The following is a 13,626-nucleotide window of genomic DNA, read 5'->3' on the forward strand; positions in this document are numbered from 1 at the left end:
GGCATTTCACCTGCGGTTCGCCGTGCTTTCCGGATTTATTACTATTATTTTTCAATGGGATTTCGCGCTTACTCAAAATATCCAATGCTCGCCACTTGCCTGAGCTCGCAATCTCTCTCATAAAATAGATGAGACTAGAAAATTATCTATAATTTTGAAAGGAGAGCCTATGTCCCTGTTGCAGCATCACGATGAAGTCGCTTTCGATCCGCTTCGCCTTGGTCAGCGTTCGCTTGTTGTCAAGACTGTGTTCGTTCTCGCCGGAACACTGATCCTGGCGCTCGCATCGCAAATCTCGGTGCCGATGATACCGGTGCCGATCACCATGCAGACATTCGCGATTACCATGATCGGTGCTCTTTATGGCTGGCGTCTTGGCGCAGTTACGGTTCTCGCCTGGCTGGGCGAAGCTGCCATCGGCTTTCCGGTGCTCGCCGGTGGTGCAGGCGGCATTGCGCCCTTCATGGGTCCGACGGCGGGTTATCTCGCATCCTTCCCGATCATCGCAGCCCTCGTCGGCTGGCTTGCCGAGCGAGGTTGGAGCGGCAACCGCGTCGTGCGCAGCTTTCTGGCGCATCTCTCGGCTAACATTCTCTGCCTTGCGATCGGCGGCATATGGCTTGCAGCGCTGATCGGTGCGGAAAAAGGCTGGCTGCTTGGCGTGGCGCCCTTCATCCTCGGCGCCGTCCTCAAGTCCGCGCTTGCAGCCGCAGTGCTGAAGACCATTCAGGTCTATAGCGGCAAGGCGCGTCTGAATTGACCGTCAGGCTTCGCGCCCATCATCTGCTCTGCATGCTGACCTTCGTTGGTGAAGGCTATACCTCGGCCTTCACCGACAATTATCGCCGCATCGCCGAGCGGCTGTCGGAAGGGGAGAAGATCAAACTGGTCTCCGGCCCCGATGACATCTGCGCTCCGCTCCTGAACGGGGAGGAGCCACACTGCTTCAAGGCTTCGGTCATCGAGCGGGATGCAACTGCCCTTGCAGATGTCGCGGCCTTGCTGGGCGAAGAGATCGGCATAGGCACGGTGCTGGTGCCTGATGCCATCCTGCTTTCTAAGCTTCGCCGCAATTTCGCCAGCGGTGAAATCCGTCATGCCTGCATCGGCTGCGAATGGGGCGACCTCTGCAGCCGCATTGCTGCCAGCAATTTCAGCGGTGTCCTGATCAAGGCAGCTTAAGGCGTGTTATCCAGCTCTGGCTGTGAGGCCTCTGACTGCCGGGCGCCATCGCTCAACTCAAGTGGAAAGAGCGCCAAAAAGCGGCGCTCGCCCTCGGGCGTGAAGAAGATCGAGCGGCTGTTTTCGGTTCGCCGCGCCCAACCCTTGTCGAGAAAATTCGAAAGCAGCGCCTTGCCGAGGCTGCCTGCAAGATGCGCGCGCCGCTCGCTCCAATCCAGGCAGGATCGGCAAAGCGGGCGGCGGCTCGAGCGCAATCCGGAGACGTCGATGCCGATCGTTCCAAGATGCCTTTCGCCATCGGCCGTCAGGCTCAGACCTTCGCCCACCGCGGAGATCGACCCGGCCTCGATCAGGCTGTCAAGCATGCGCACGCCGTAATCGCCGGCTAGATGGTCGTAGCAGATGCGTGCCTTGCGCAAGGCCGGCTCCTTCGGGCCGGGGCGATGGCGCAGATGGCCGCGCGTCGCGGCAAAACCCATGATGCTCTCGAGCAGCTTGCCGACGCGATCGTCTGCCAGCGTGAAATAGCGATGGCGGCCCTGCTTGCGTTGTGCCAGCAGGCCTCCCGCTTCAAGTTTGGCAAGATGGGCGCTGGCGGTCTGCAACGTCACGCCGGCAGCCGCCGCCAGTTCCGTTGCCGTCAACGCCCGGCCGCCCATCAGCGCTGTCAAAATGTTCGCTCGCGCGGGATCGCCGATCAGCGAGCCGATCTGTGCTATGTCTGGACCTTCTTTCATACTTCGATCGTAACCGAACCATCTCCGTGCTGCAATGTGCGAAAACAGCGGCATCAGCAAAGGAGAAAACCCATGATTACCTGTCTCATCCGTTATCAGATCGACCCGTTCAAGCAGGAAGCCTTCGCGGAATATGGCAAAGCCTGGGGCCAGGTCATCCCACGCAATGGCGCGGACCTGATCGGCTATTTCGCACCGCACGAGGGCTCGCTGACGACGGCCTATGGCGTCTATAACATCGAGAATCTCGCCACCTATGAGGCCTATCGCAAGAGCCTCGCCGCCGATCCGCTGGCGCAGGCCAATCTTGATCTAGCCCGCCGCGAGCGTTTCATCTTGCAGGAAGATCGCATTTTCCTGAAGAATGTCTCGCTGCCGCATGCTCCGAGGATATCGCCATGATCGCAGTCATTTTCGAAGTTATTCCCCATCCCGACGAACGCCAGCACTATCTCGATATTGCCGCAAGGCTGCGTTCGGAACTGGAAGCGATCGACGGTTTCGTCTCCATCGAACGTTTCGAAAGCCTGACCCAGCCGGGCAAGATCCTGTCGCTGTCCTTCTGGCGCGACAAGGCCGCCGTTCGCCAATGGCGAAACCGCGAGGCCCATCGCGCCGCCCAGAAAGCGGGGCGCAAGACAGTCTTTGCCGACTATCGTTTGCGTGTCGCGCAGGTGCTTCGCGATTACGGTATGACGGAACGGGCGGAAGCGCCCGTCGACAGTCACGCAGTCCACGATATCTAGGGCTTTCAAAGCGATAGCGCCTTTCGATGAGGCCTGCATTCCCGGCGGTTTCGTTGGGAATGCAGAAAATATGACGCCGCTTTAGCCTTTGGTAACCAAGTTAGGTAACCATAACACTCAGTTAAGAGCACCGAGTAAGTGTAACAGCGAGTATCACATGGCGTCAGTTTTCCCGCTTGCCGACCTCAGGACTTCAGCCGTTCCGGGGTCCTGGATCGACACGATCATCAAGGGCGATTGCGTGGCCGCTCTTGAGGCACTGCCCAATCAATCCGTCGACGTCATCTTCGCCGACCCACCATACAACCTCCAGCTTGGCGGCACGCTGCATCGTCCGGACCAGTCGCTTGTCGATGCAGTCGATGACGAATGGGACCAGTTCGCCTCTTTCGAAGCCTATGACGCCTTCACCCGCGCCTGGCTGCTCGCCTGCCGCCGCGTGCTGAAGCCAACGGGCACGATCTGGGTCATCGGCTCCTATCACAACATCTTCCGCGTCGGCGCGACGCTGCAGGATCTGAACTTCTGGATCCTCAACGACATCGTCTGGCGCAAGACCAACCCGATGCCGAATTTCAAGGGTCGCCGCTTCCAGAACGCGCATGAGACGATGATCTGGGCGAGCCCGAACGCCAAGGCGAAGGGCTATACCTTCAACTATGATGCGATGAAGGCCGCCAACGACGATGTGCAGATGCGCTCCGACTGGCTGTTTCCGATCTGCAGCGGCAATGAGCGGCTGAAGGGCGACGACGGCAAGAAGGTGCATCCGACGCAGAAGCCGGAAGCGCTGCTGGCCCGTGTCATCATGGCGTCTTCCAAGCCTGGCGACATCATTCTCGATCCCTTCTTCGGATCGGGCACGACGGGCGCGGTTGCCAAGCGCCTCGGCCGCCACTTTGTCGGCATCGAGCGCGAGCAGGATTACATCGATGCGGCCAGCGCCCGCATTGCAGCCGTCGAACCGCTCGGCAAGGCCGAGCTGACCGTCATGACCGGCAAGAAGGCGGAAGTACGCGTCGCCTTCAATACGCTCATCGAGAGCGGCCTCATCAAACCCGGCCAGGTGCTGACCGATGCAAAGCGCCGCTATAGTGCCATCGTGCGGGCTGATGGCACGGTCGCTTCCGGCGGCGAGGCCGGTTCCATTCATCGCCTTGGCGCGAAAGTTCAGGGCCTTGATGCATGCAATGGGTGGATGTTCTGGCATTTCGACGACGGCCGTTCCCTGCGTCCGATCGACGAACTCAGAGCCATCATCCGCAGCGATCTGGCCAAGGTTGAATAGCCTCAGCCATTTTCCCCAACGTATCCGCCTTCTTCCGCCGTGTACCTCCAGTCAGGGAAGAAGGTGAAATGCGCAGGGCCTTGCCGGACGATCTATCCGGCAAGGCCCTGCGCGTCTTTAACTTCAGATTTTAGAAGTCCTGGTAATCCGTGACATCGACGCGCACGACGCGGCCGTCCTCGTTAAAGGTAATCGTTTCCTCGCCTTCGCGGATCAGCGGCTTGCCCGTCTTGCTGTTGGTTGCGCGGACAGACCAGACGGCACGGCCGGACAGTGGGGTCAGCGTCTCCACCAGCGAGTTGGATGCGGTCTGATCCGGATAGGTGTCGAAATAGCCGCGGAAGGCTTCCATGATCGCCGCGCGGCCGGCAAGGCTGCCGACGCCGTTGGAGACATAGGTCGCATCCTCGGCGAAGAAATTTTCGATCGCCTCATAGTCGAGGCGGTTGATCGCGTCATGGAACAGCTCAATGCGTTCTGCGGGATCGAAGGTCATCGGCTTAAACCTTTATGCCATGGGCGGCGAGATCGCTGCGCAGCTTCTCGGCGCCGGTGAAGTGAACAGCATGCCAGCCGGCAGCGCGCGCGCCTTCGACGTTCGGATAGGAATCGTCGATGAAGATCGTCGAGGCCGGGTCAAGACCGAAGCTCTTGGCGTGGGTATCATAAATCGCGACATCCGGCTTGATCAGGCCGATATCGCCCGAAACCGTCACGCCGCGCGGCTTCTTGAGGAAGGGATAGCGCTCCTGTGCCTCGCGGAACGTGTCAGAGGCGAAATTGGTCAGCATGGTGACATCGCGGCCTTCCGCGATGAGCTGTTCCAGAATAGCGACGCTGTCTTCATAGGCATGCGGAACCATCTCGTGCCAATATTTGCGAAAGCTGCGGATTTGCTCTTCCCGTTCGGGATGATCGGCGATCAGCAGCGCCTCGGCATCGCTCCAGGTGCGGCCGCGATCCTGCTCGAGGTTCCATTCATGAGTGCAGACATTGGCGAAGAACCATTCTCGCTCAGCATCGTCCGGAATGATCCGGCTGTAGGGAAGGTTTGGATCATAGTGGATGAGAACCTTGCCAATATCGAAAACGATGTGCCGTATTTCCGTCGTCATGAATGAATTCCTGATTTTTGCTCTAAAGGCATTTTTGCGAACGCATTGGGAATAGCCTGAGCGATTGCTTTTTTCATGACTGTCGGGAGTGCCTGCTCTTCAAGATTTGTAACCGGCGCCCACCATCCGTCATGGTTGTCACTCTGCGTCACCGACTTGGCACGCCAGATCGACAATCTCAATTCGAAATGCGTGAAGACATGCGTCACCGTGCCTGCCGGCTGCCAGTCGGCAGGGAAGGGCGCGGCCTCGATGCCGGTCTCGCCGTCGATCCGCGCCGTCCAGCCGGTCGTCGGAACCTCGGTCATGCCGCCGAGCAACCCACTTTCCACACGCCGCCGCAGGAAGATTTCCCCCTCATCATTGACGGCGACGAAGACCGCGCCCTGGCGTACCGGCTTTTCCTTCTTGGCTGCCTTGACCGGGAAACGTTCGGGATCATGTGCAGCCAGCGCCTGACAGGCGCCGTTGAAGGGACAGAGCGAACAGACCGGACGCTTCGGCGTACAGATCGTCGCACCGAGATCCATCATCGCCTGAGCAAAATCGCCCGGTCGGTCGGCAGGTGTCAGCAGGGCTACCTTGTGCTTCATCAGCGGCTTGGCGCCGGGCAGCGGCGCCGAAATCGCGTAGAGGCGGGAAATGACCCGCTCGACATTACCGTCCATCACGGCTGCCTGACGATTGAACGCGATGGCGGCGACGGCGGCGGATGTATAATCGCCGATGCCTGGAAGCGCTCGCAGCCCTTCCTCGGTATCGGGAAAGCGGCCAGCATGGTCTGCGGCAACCGCTTCGGCGCATTTCTTCAGATTGCGGGCGCGCGCGTAATAGCCGAGCCCCGCCCAGGCGGCCATGACGTCTTCATTCGCAGCGGCGGCGAGATCATTGACAGTCGGCCAGCGCTCCAGGAATTTCGCGAAATAGGCTTTGACCGCCGGCACGGTCGTCTGCTGCAGCATCACTTCCGACAGCCAGACGCGATAGGGGTCCGGCTTGACGCCGCGTGCTGCCATCGGCGGCGAAACCCGCCAGGGCAGGTCGCGATGATGGCGGTCGTACCAGGCAAGCAGCGATGCGGCCGTGGGGGATTCTAAAGTCGTCGTCATGATTTGCCGCGTCGAGGGGAAGTGCTCTATACTTGGCCAAGCTGTGTCGGGCGATCAAGGTGCCGGACGCATAAAGCCTGTGTAGAGACCCAGTTGAAATGAGTTATCCCCGAAAAGGCGAAAAGCAGATTTCCGAGCTGACCAACGGCATTGTCGATCCCGTGCTGGCAAAGCGCGCAGGTATCAATACAACGCTGCTCGGCTGCTGGGACGAGATCGCCGGCGAGGACTTTGCCGATTGCACACGGCCGGAGAAGATCGCGTGGGCGAAGCGAACCGGTCCCGGCATGGACGACCGCTATCAGCCTGGCGTGCTGACGATCGCCTGCGAGGGCGCCCGCGCGCTCTTCCTGACCCATGCCCAGGGTGAACTCATCCAGCGCATTAACAGCTTCTTCGGTTTCTATGCCGTCAACCAGATCCGCATCGTGCAGAAGCCGGTTTCGGTCGCGTCCAAGCGTTCGCGCACGCCGCCGCCACTGAAGGGCGAGGCGGCCCGCAAGCTGGCTGACATGATGGACGGCATTGAAGATGAGAAGATCAGGGCCGCCGTTCAGCGTTTAGGAACGGCCATGGCTTGGAAACGGCGCTAGAAGATAGCGGAGCTGAATTTCGAAATCCGGTTGGATATCCGCTCCCGAGTTGCTATATTTGTATAGCAACTGGAGTTGAATGTTATGCTGGCCCTGAGGCTTCCGCCCGAAATTGAAGCAAGGCTCGACGAGCTCGCCAAGCGTACGGGGCGTAGCAAGAGTTTCTATGCGCGCGAAGCAATTCTCGAGCATCTTGATGATCTTGAGGATATCTATCTGGCGGAAAGGCGCCTCGAAGAGCATCGCCGTGGTGAGAGTGACACCGTTTCGCTGGCCGAACTGATGGCGCGTTATGGCGTGGCGGATTGAATTTCAACGAGCCGCCGAGCGCGAACTAGACAAACTTGGACATGAGGTTTCCCGCCGAATCTTGAAGTTTCTTTACGACCGTGTTGCCAAGCTGGATGATCCGCGTGCCATCGGAGAGGCGCTGAAGGGCTCGGAACTCGGCGATTTCTGGAAATACAGAGTAGGGGATTATCGCATTATCGCGCATATAGAAGATAGCGCCGTGCGGATACTGATCGTTCGAATCGGCAACAGGCGCGAAGTCTATCGAAAATAATCCCGACCACGTCCTATTCGATACGGTAATTGTCTTGTTGCGATTATGGCGACAATTTTAGCTTTTTGTCTTTCCCCGGTCACAATTCTTTGAAGAAAGTTGGCCAACCGTGCCTTGTTAGCGGCAAGCTGCCGTTATATCGCATGAAACATTCGAAGACCTCTTTCAACGACAGGTGACTCTATGCCGATGTCCGACATGCTCTTGACCAAACGCCACCTGCTGGGCGGTTCTGCCGTTGCAGCTCTTTCCGTGGCGTTCTCTGCCGTTGCAGGCACCGCATCCGCCGCAACTGCAGAAGATGAAGTGCCGCCGTCGGACGGCAATGTCGACATGAATGAAGTGCTGAAGCCCGGCCCGCTGCCGGAGATCGCACTCGGCAAGGAAGATGCGCCGGTCAAGATCGTGGAATACATGTCGCTGACCTGCCCGCACTGCGCGCATTTTGCCGTCACGACCTTCGACACGATCAAGCAGAAATATGTCGATACCGGCAAGGTTCGCTTCATCATCCGCGAATTCCCCTTCGATCCGCGCGCTGCCGCAGCCTTCATGCTGGCCCGCTGCGCCCCGCAGGAACAGTACATGCCGATGGTCGAAATGCTCTTCAAGCAGCAGATCGCCTGGGCTTCTCCAGATGTCGACGGCCGTGCCGCATTGCTCCAGATGTCGAAACTCGCTGGTTTTACTGAGGATAGCTTCACGAAATGCTTGACGAACCAGAAGCTTCTGGATGATGTCAATTCCGTACGGGAACGCGCAGCCAAGGATTTCGGCGTCAATGCGACGCCGACCTTCCTGATCAATGGCAAGCGCTATGCAGGGGACATGTCTGTTGCTGCCATGTCGAAGCTTATCGACAGCCTGCTCTGATCCGCGCCTTTTTACATCACAGGCGGGCGGCCGAGATCGCACGCCTGTTTTCCATTACCTCCCTCTCGAGGGGGGAGGTCGCGTGGAACGCGCGGGTGGGGGTGATTTCCTGGGTGAGCGCATGATTACCCCGCCCCGGACCTTGGGTCCCAGCCTCTCCTTCAAGGGCAGGATTATCGCATATGAGTGGAGATCGCCGCTGTCCCCCTTCTCCCCAGCGGGGAGAAGGTGCCGACAGGCGGATGAGGGGGTGCCTGCCAAACGCACGAAAATCCATGAATTCAAATCGATAGCCCCCTCATCCGACCCTTCGGGCCACCTTCTCCCCAAGGGGAGAAGGAGCTTATGGTGCTCGTCCGCCTCCATATGCGATAGCCCTGCCTTCAAGGGGGGGGTGGAGATCAGCCGATGAAATTCAACAGGCTGAGACTTGTCGGCTTCAAATCCTTCGTCGAACCGGCGGAATTCGTCATTGAGCGTGGCCTGACCGGTGTCGTCGGCCCGAATGGCTGCGGCAAGTCCAATCTTGTCGAAGCGCTGCGCTGGGTCATGGGCGAGAATTCCTACAAGAACATGCGCGCCTCCGGCATGGATGACGTGATCTTCTCCGGATCCGGCAATCGCCCGGCCCGCAACACCGCCGAAGTCGGCCTCTACCTCGACAATAGCGATCGCACCGCGCCCGCCGCCTTCAATGACAGCGACGAAATCCAGGTCACGCGCCGCATCGAGCGCGAACAGGGCTCGGTCTATCGTATCAACGGCAAGGAAGCGCGCGCCAAGGATGTGCAGCTGCTGTTTGCCGATGCTTCCACCGGTGCCCGTTCGCCTTCCATGGTCGGGCAGGGGCGTATTGGCGAACTCATTCAAGCCAAGCCGCAGGCGAGGCGCCAGCTGCTTGAAGAAGCAGCCGGCATTTCCGGCCTGCATTCGCGCCGTCATGAAGCCGAACTTCGTCTGCGTGCGGCCGAAAGCAATCTTGAGCGCCTAGATGATGTAACATCGCAGCTCGAAAGCCAGATCGAGAGCCTGAAGCGGCAGGCGCGGCAGGCCAATCGCTTCAAGATGCTCTCGGCCGATATCCGCGCCCGCGAGGCCATGCTGCTGCATATCCACTGGGTGCAGGCCAAGGAAGCCGAAGCCGAAGCCGACAGCGCGCTCAACCAGGCAACAGTGCTCGTCGCCGAAAAGGCGCAAATCCAGATGGAAGCGGCAAAGGCACAGGGCATTGCCAGCTTCAAGCTGCCGGAACTGCGCGACGAAGAGGCGAAAGCCGCCGCCGCTTTGCAGCGTCTGCAGATCGCCCGCTCCCAGCTGGAGGAAGATGTCAACCGCATCCTCCGCCGGCGGGATGAATTGATTCGTCGGCTGGCACAGCTGGCGGAGGACATCAGCCGCGAGCAGCGGCTTGTCGCCGACAACGCTGCTATTTTGGCAAAACTCGACGCGGAAGAAGCCGATCTCGCCGATATTCTTGCCGATTCCGGCAGGCTTGCCGAAGAAACGCGCTTAGCCTTCGAGGAAGCGGCCACCAAGCTCGCCGACAGCGAGCGGATATTTACTGTTCTGACCGCAGAACGTGCTGAAGCTGCCGCCGCTCGCAATCAGCTGGAGCGCGCCATCCGCGATCTGGCCGATCGCAAGATGCGGCTCGAGCGACAGGCCGATGAAGCGAACCGCGAGCTTGCCGCCATCGACGAAAAGATGGCCGATCTGCCCGACCCGAGTGAAAAGCGCGACATTGTCGAGGCGGCGGAAAACGTCGTTGCGGATGCGGAAAGCGAGATCCAGCGTGTCGAAGCCGTTCTTGCCAAGGCGCGTGAAACCGAGGCGCTGTCGCGTGGCCCCGTTGAGCAGGCGCGGGCGCGTCTGAATGCGCTGGAAACCGAGGCGCGGACCATTTCCAAGATGCTGGCGGCGGGCGATACGTCCGGTGCCTTTTCCCCTGTCGCCGAAGAGCTGCGTGTCGACCGTGGCTTCGAAACGGCGCTTGGCGCAGCCCTTGGCGATGATCTGGAATCCTCGCTCAGCTCCGAGGCACCCGTCTATTGGTCGGATAATGGCAGCGGTGCAAACGACCCGGCCTTGCCGGAAGGTGCCGCGCCGTTGATTACCCATGTCGGCGCGCCGGCGGCATTGACGCGGCGTCTGCGCCAGATCGGCATTGTCTCGGTGGAAGACGCGCTGCGGCTGATGCCCGAGCTGAAGCCGGGACAGCGGCTGGTGACCAGGGATGGCGCCGTGTTTCGCTGGGACGGTCACGTGACCGGAGCGGATGCGCCGAGTGCGGCTGCCCTGCGGCTTGCCCAGAAGAACCGTCTTTCTGAGTTGGAAGCCGAAGCGGAGCTTGCGCGCGATGTGCTAGCCGAGGCCGAGGAGCGCCTGTCAGCAGCCGCCGATGCGATCCGCGCAGAAGAAGGTCATCTCACGACCGCCCGTGACGCAAGCCGTCTTGCTGCCCGTCATCTGGCCGAGGCGCGCGAAGCGCTCGCTGCCGCAGAGCGCGCTTCCGGCGATCTCATCCGCCGCCGTGACGTCATCATTGAGGCCGTCAGCCGGCTGCAGGAGCAGCTGGAAGACGTTGTCATGCAGGATGAAAATGCCCGCATCGAGCTGGAAGACGCGCCGAATCTCGACGCCATCGATCTGAAGTTGCGCGACCAGCAGGCCGAAGTCGCAACGGATCGGGGCGTGCTGGCCGAAGCACGCGCCCGCCATGAGGGCTTGAACCGCGAAAACGAGGCGCGGCAACGTCGTATCCTGGCGATCCAGCAGGAGCGCGACACCTGGCATCAGCGCGCCGCCAGCGCCGAGGAGCACATTCAGACGCTGCGCGACCGTGAAGAGGAAGCGCGCGAAGAGGCGGCTGAGCTCGATCTGGCACCCGATGAGTTCGATGACAAGCGCCGCGCCTTGATGAACGAGCTGCAGAAGGCCGAGGATGCCCGCCGGCAGGCCGCAGACCGTCTTGCCGAAGCTGAAGGCATCCAGCGCGAAGCCGATCGCCATGCGGCGACGGCACTCTCCGAGCTCGCCGAAAGCCGGGAAAAGCGCGGCCGCGTCGAGGAGCGGCTGGTGTCGGCGCGTGAGCGTCGTCAGGAAAGCGAATTGCGCATCCGCCAAGCCCTGAACGTCGAGCCGCATGAGGCGATGCGCCTGACCGGCCTTTCAGTATCGCAAAACGTGCCTGACCTCCGCGAAGTCGAGCGCGAGCTGGAGCGGCTGAAGATCGAGCGCGAGCGTCTCGGTGCCGTCAATCTGCGCGCCGAGGAGGAGAGCAAGGAGCTGACGGAGCGGCTGCAGGCGCTGATCAAGGAACGCGATGACGTCATCGACGCCATCCGGAAGCTGCGCGGCGCGATCCAGAGCCTCAACCGCGAGGGCCGCGAACGCCTGATTGTCGCCTTCGACATCGTCAATGCGCAGTTCCAGCGGCTGTTCACCCATCTTTTCGGCGGTGGCACGGCCGAACTGCAGCTGATCGAATCCGACGATCCGCTGGAGGCAGGCCTCGAAATTCTTGCCCGGCCGCCCGGCAAGAAGCCGCAGACCATGACGCTGCTTTCCGGCGGCGAGCAGGCACTGACGGCCATGGCACTGATCTTTGCGGTGTTCCTCACCAATCCCGCGCCGATCTGCGTTCTGGACGAAGTGGATGCGCCGCTCGATGACCACAATGTCGAGCGCTACTGTAACCTCATGGACGAGATGGCGGCCTCTACTGAGACTCGCTTCGTGGTCATCACCCACAATCCCATCACCATGGCCCGCATGGATCGTCTCTTCGGCGTCACCATGGCGGAGCAGGGCGTCTCGCAGCTTGTCTCCGTCGACCTGCAGACCGCCGAACGGCTGCGCGAAATCGCTTGAGAGCGATGATAAAACTGTTCCCGTTTCGACAAGAAATTGCTCCGTCGTCTGCCGCACAGCCCTAAAGCGTGCTAGCGTCGTCTTTAAATCAACAACATGGGCGTTGATCCGCCCGGAAGGGAAGTATGTCTGACTCGACTGGCGGTATTTTCGATATCCTCGGAATACTTGCCGTATTGCTGCTCGTCGCCGCCAACGGCTTTTTCGTTGCGGCGGAGTTTTCTCTGGTGTCCGTCCGCCGCAGCCGCGTGACGGAGCTCGTTGCCGAAGGGCGCATGAACGCCAAGGCGCTGCAGAAGGCGGTCGATAATCTCGATGCCAATCTCGCCGCCACGCAGCTCGGCATCACCATTTCCTCGCTTGCCCTCGGTTGGGTCGGCGAACCCGCTCTTGCTCATCTGCTCGAGCCGCTGCTCGATTTTCTGCCCGGAACATGGGCTGCGGCTGGGTCGCATGCCATCGCCGTCGCCATTTCCTTCATCATCATCACGGCGCTTCATATCGTGCTTGGCGAACTTGCGCCGAAGAGCCTGGCGTTGCAGCGCAGCGAAGGCACTGCGCTTGGTGTCGTGCGTCCGCTCGGCCTGTTCCTCTTCTTGCTGCGTCCGGCCATTACCGTGCTGAACGGCCTCGGCAATCTCGTGCTCCGCCTTTTCGGCCTGCGTCCCGGTGCCGGCGAGGGCTCGCTGCATTCGCCGGCCGAGATCAAGCTCCTGATCGCCGAAAGCCAGGAGGCTGGTCTGTTGGAACAGGCGCAGCAGGATCTGGTCGAACGCGTCTTCAATATCGGTGACCGCGATGTCTCCGACATCATGACGCCGCGGCTCGAGGTCGAATGGATCGATGCCGAAGACCCACCGGAGGAAATACAGAAAACCATCCGCGAAAGTCGGTTTGAGCAGCTTCTCGTCGGCCGCGGATCGATCGACGAGCCGATCGGCATGATCCTGAAGAAGGATTTGCTTGATCAGCTTCTGAACGGCGAGCCGCTGAACCCCATGGCCGTCATCCGCCAGCCGCTGGTCGTTCATGAATCGACGGCTGTCTTCAAGGTGCTTGAAAACTTCAAGCGCGCGCCCGTCCGCCTCGCCATGGTTATCGACGAATATGGCAGCCTGGAGGGAATCGTCACGCAGACGGACCTGCTGGAAGCGATTGCCGGCGATCTGCCCGACATGGAAAACGAAACGCCCGATGTCGTCGAGCGGGCCGATGGATCGCTGCTGATGGAAGGCATGATGCCGGTCTATGACGCCTTCGCGCGGCTGGGGCTGCGCTTCAGCGACGAGGACGTCAATTTCCACACGCTCGCAGGCTTTGCGCTTTACCAGCTCGGCCATCTGCCAGAAGTGGGCGAAAGCTTCTCCTTCGGCGGCTGGCTATTCGAGATCGTCGATCTCGACGGCATGCGCATCGACAAGATTCTCGCCAAGCGCGAGCCGCAAGCTTAGCCGCCGAATCACTCTGGATGGACCGGAAGGTTCTCGATTTCGATCAATCGATTGAAATCGGGAGCCTCCGGGTCATATTTATTGTGCAGCGCAACAT

The 13,626-nt window shown here is 60.4% G+C and carries 15 protein-coding genes; 11 read left to right on the forward strand and 4 right to left on the reverse strand.

The features are described 5' to 3' along the window. Window positions 1-169 precede the first annotated feature (169 nt). A complete protein-coding gene (locus tag FBZ97_RS12780) occupies window positions 170-760 on the forward strand; it encodes a biotin transporter BioY (protein WP_145320877.1) in 591 nt (196 codons plus the stop codon). Further along, window positions 757-1,182 carry a DUF1284 domain-containing protein gene (locus FBZ97_RS12785; protein ID WP_113331949.1) on the forward strand — a complete coding sequence of 142 codons (426 nt, stop codon included), beginning with the start codon at window positions 757-759 and terminating at the stop codon, window positions 1,180-1,182. Before FBZ97_RS12780 ends, FBZ97_RS12785 begins: the two co-directional genes overlap by 4 nt. On the opposite strand, the gene FBZ97_RS12790 is transcribed toward FBZ97_RS12785, so the two are convergent. After that, complete coding sequence (locus FBZ97_RS12790; RefSeq protein WP_145320875.1) at window positions 1,179-1,919, reverse strand: helix-turn-helix transcriptional regulator; 741 nt, start codon at window positions 1,917-1,919, stop codon at window positions 1,179-1,181. The genes FBZ97_RS12785 and FBZ97_RS12790 overlap by 4 nt on opposite strands. A gap of 72 nt (window positions 1,920-1,991) precedes the next feature. On the opposite strand from FBZ97_RS12790, the gene FBZ97_RS12795 reads away from it, so the two are divergent. From FBZ97_RS12795 to FBZ97_RS12805, 3 genes are all read left to right on the forward strand, one after another. After that, window positions 1,992-2,321, forward strand: a complete 330-nt coding sequence (locus FBZ97_RS12795) for an NIPSNAP family protein (protein ID WP_145320873.1) — start codon at window positions 1,992-1,994, stop codon at window positions 2,319-2,321. Next, on the forward strand, window positions 2,318-2,665 hold the full coding sequence (locus tag FBZ97_RS12800; protein WP_145320871.1) for an antibiotic biosynthesis monooxygenase: 348 nt from the start codon (window positions 2,318-2,320) through the stop codon (window positions 2,663-2,665). The genes FBZ97_RS12795 and FBZ97_RS12800 overlap by 4 nt, the downstream gene beginning before the upstream one ends. A gap of 157 nt (window positions 2,666-2,822) precedes the next feature. Beyond that, on the forward strand, window positions 2,823-3,953 hold the full coding sequence (locus FBZ97_RS12805) for a site-specific DNA-methyltransferase (protein WP_113353930.1): 1,131 nt from the start codon (window positions 2,823-2,825) through the stop codon (window positions 3,951-3,953). Window positions 3,954-4,083: 130 nt separating this feature from the next. Here FBZ97_RS12805 and FBZ97_RS12810 read toward each other — a convergent pair whose 3' ends face one another. The 3 genes from FBZ97_RS12810 to mutY are packed head-to-tail and all read right to left on the reverse strand — an operon-like array spanning window position 4,084 to window position 6,180. Then, window positions 4,084-4,449, reverse strand: a complete 366-nt coding sequence (locus FBZ97_RS12810) for a nuclear transport factor 2 family protein (RefSeq protein ID WP_113331945.1) — start codon at window positions 4,447-4,449, stop codon at window positions 4,084-4,086. A 4-nt stretch (window positions 4,450-4,453) separates the two neighbouring features. Next, entirely contained in the window at window positions 4,454-5,068 is a 615-nt protein-coding gene (locus FBZ97_RS12815; RefSeq protein ID WP_145320869.1) for an HAD family phosphatase, read from the reverse strand. Beyond that, the gene (gene mutY / locus FBZ97_RS12820; RefSeq protein WP_145320867.1) at window positions 5,065-6,180 is read right to left on the reverse strand and encodes an A/G-specific adenine glycosylase; all 1,116 of its coding nucleotides are present in this window, start codon (window positions 6,178-6,180) and stop codon (window positions 5,065-5,067) included. Before mutY ends, FBZ97_RS12815 begins: the two co-directional genes overlap by 4 nt. A gap of 95 nt (window positions 6,181-6,275) precedes the next feature. Between mutY and FBZ97_RS12825 the strand changes: the two genes are divergently transcribed. The 6 genes from FBZ97_RS12825 (at window position 6,276) to FBZ97_RS12850 (ending at window position 13,529) form a co-directional block, all read left to right on the forward strand. Then, window positions 6,276-6,770 carry a DUF721 domain-containing protein gene (locus FBZ97_RS12825; RefSeq protein ID WP_095434185.1) on the forward strand — a complete coding sequence of 165 codons (495 nt, stop codon included), beginning with the start codon at window positions 6,276-6,278 and terminating at the stop codon, window positions 6,768-6,770. Window positions 6,771-6,854: 84 nt separating this feature from the next. Continuing rightward, window positions 6,855-7,079 carry a DUF6290 family protein gene (locus FBZ97_RS12830; protein WP_145320865.1) on the forward strand — a complete coding sequence of 75 codons (225 nt, stop codon included), beginning with the start codon at window positions 6,855-6,857 and terminating at the stop codon, window positions 7,077-7,079. Beyond that, on the forward strand, window positions 7,063-7,335 hold the full coding sequence (locus tag FBZ97_RS12835; RefSeq protein WP_145320863.1) for a type II toxin-antitoxin system RelE/ParE family toxin: 273 nt from the start codon (window positions 7,063-7,065) through the stop codon (window positions 7,333-7,335). The genes FBZ97_RS12830 and FBZ97_RS12835 overlap by 17 nt, the downstream gene beginning before the upstream one ends. Window positions 7,336-7,518: 183 nt before the next feature. After that, the gene (locus FBZ97_RS12840) at window positions 7,519-8,208 is read left to right on the forward strand and encodes a DsbA family protein (protein ID WP_069613791.1); all 690 of its coding nucleotides are present in this window, start codon (window positions 7,519-7,521) and stop codon (window positions 8,206-8,208) included. Window positions 8,209-8,616: 408 nt separating this feature from the next. After that, window positions 8,617-12,078, forward strand: a complete 3,462-nt coding sequence (gene smc / locus FBZ97_RS12845; RefSeq protein WP_145320861.1) for a chromosome segregation protein SMC — start codon at window positions 8,617-8,619, stop codon at window positions 12,076-12,078. Between the two features lie 125 nt (window positions 12,079-12,203). Next, the gene (locus tag FBZ97_RS12850) at window positions 12,204-13,529 is read left to right on the forward strand and encodes a hemolysin family protein (protein WP_145320859.1); all 1,326 of its coding nucleotides are present in this window, start codon (window positions 12,204-12,206) and stop codon (window positions 13,527-13,529) included. The last annotated feature ends 97 nt before the right edge of the window (window positions 13,530-13,626 follow it).

It is taken from the genome of Rhizobium sp. ERR 942, from assembly GCF_007828395.1.
Taxonomy (GTDB): domain Bacteria; phylum Pseudomonadota; class Alphaproteobacteria; order Rhizobiales; family Rhizobiaceae; genus Rhizobium; species Rhizobium dioscoreae.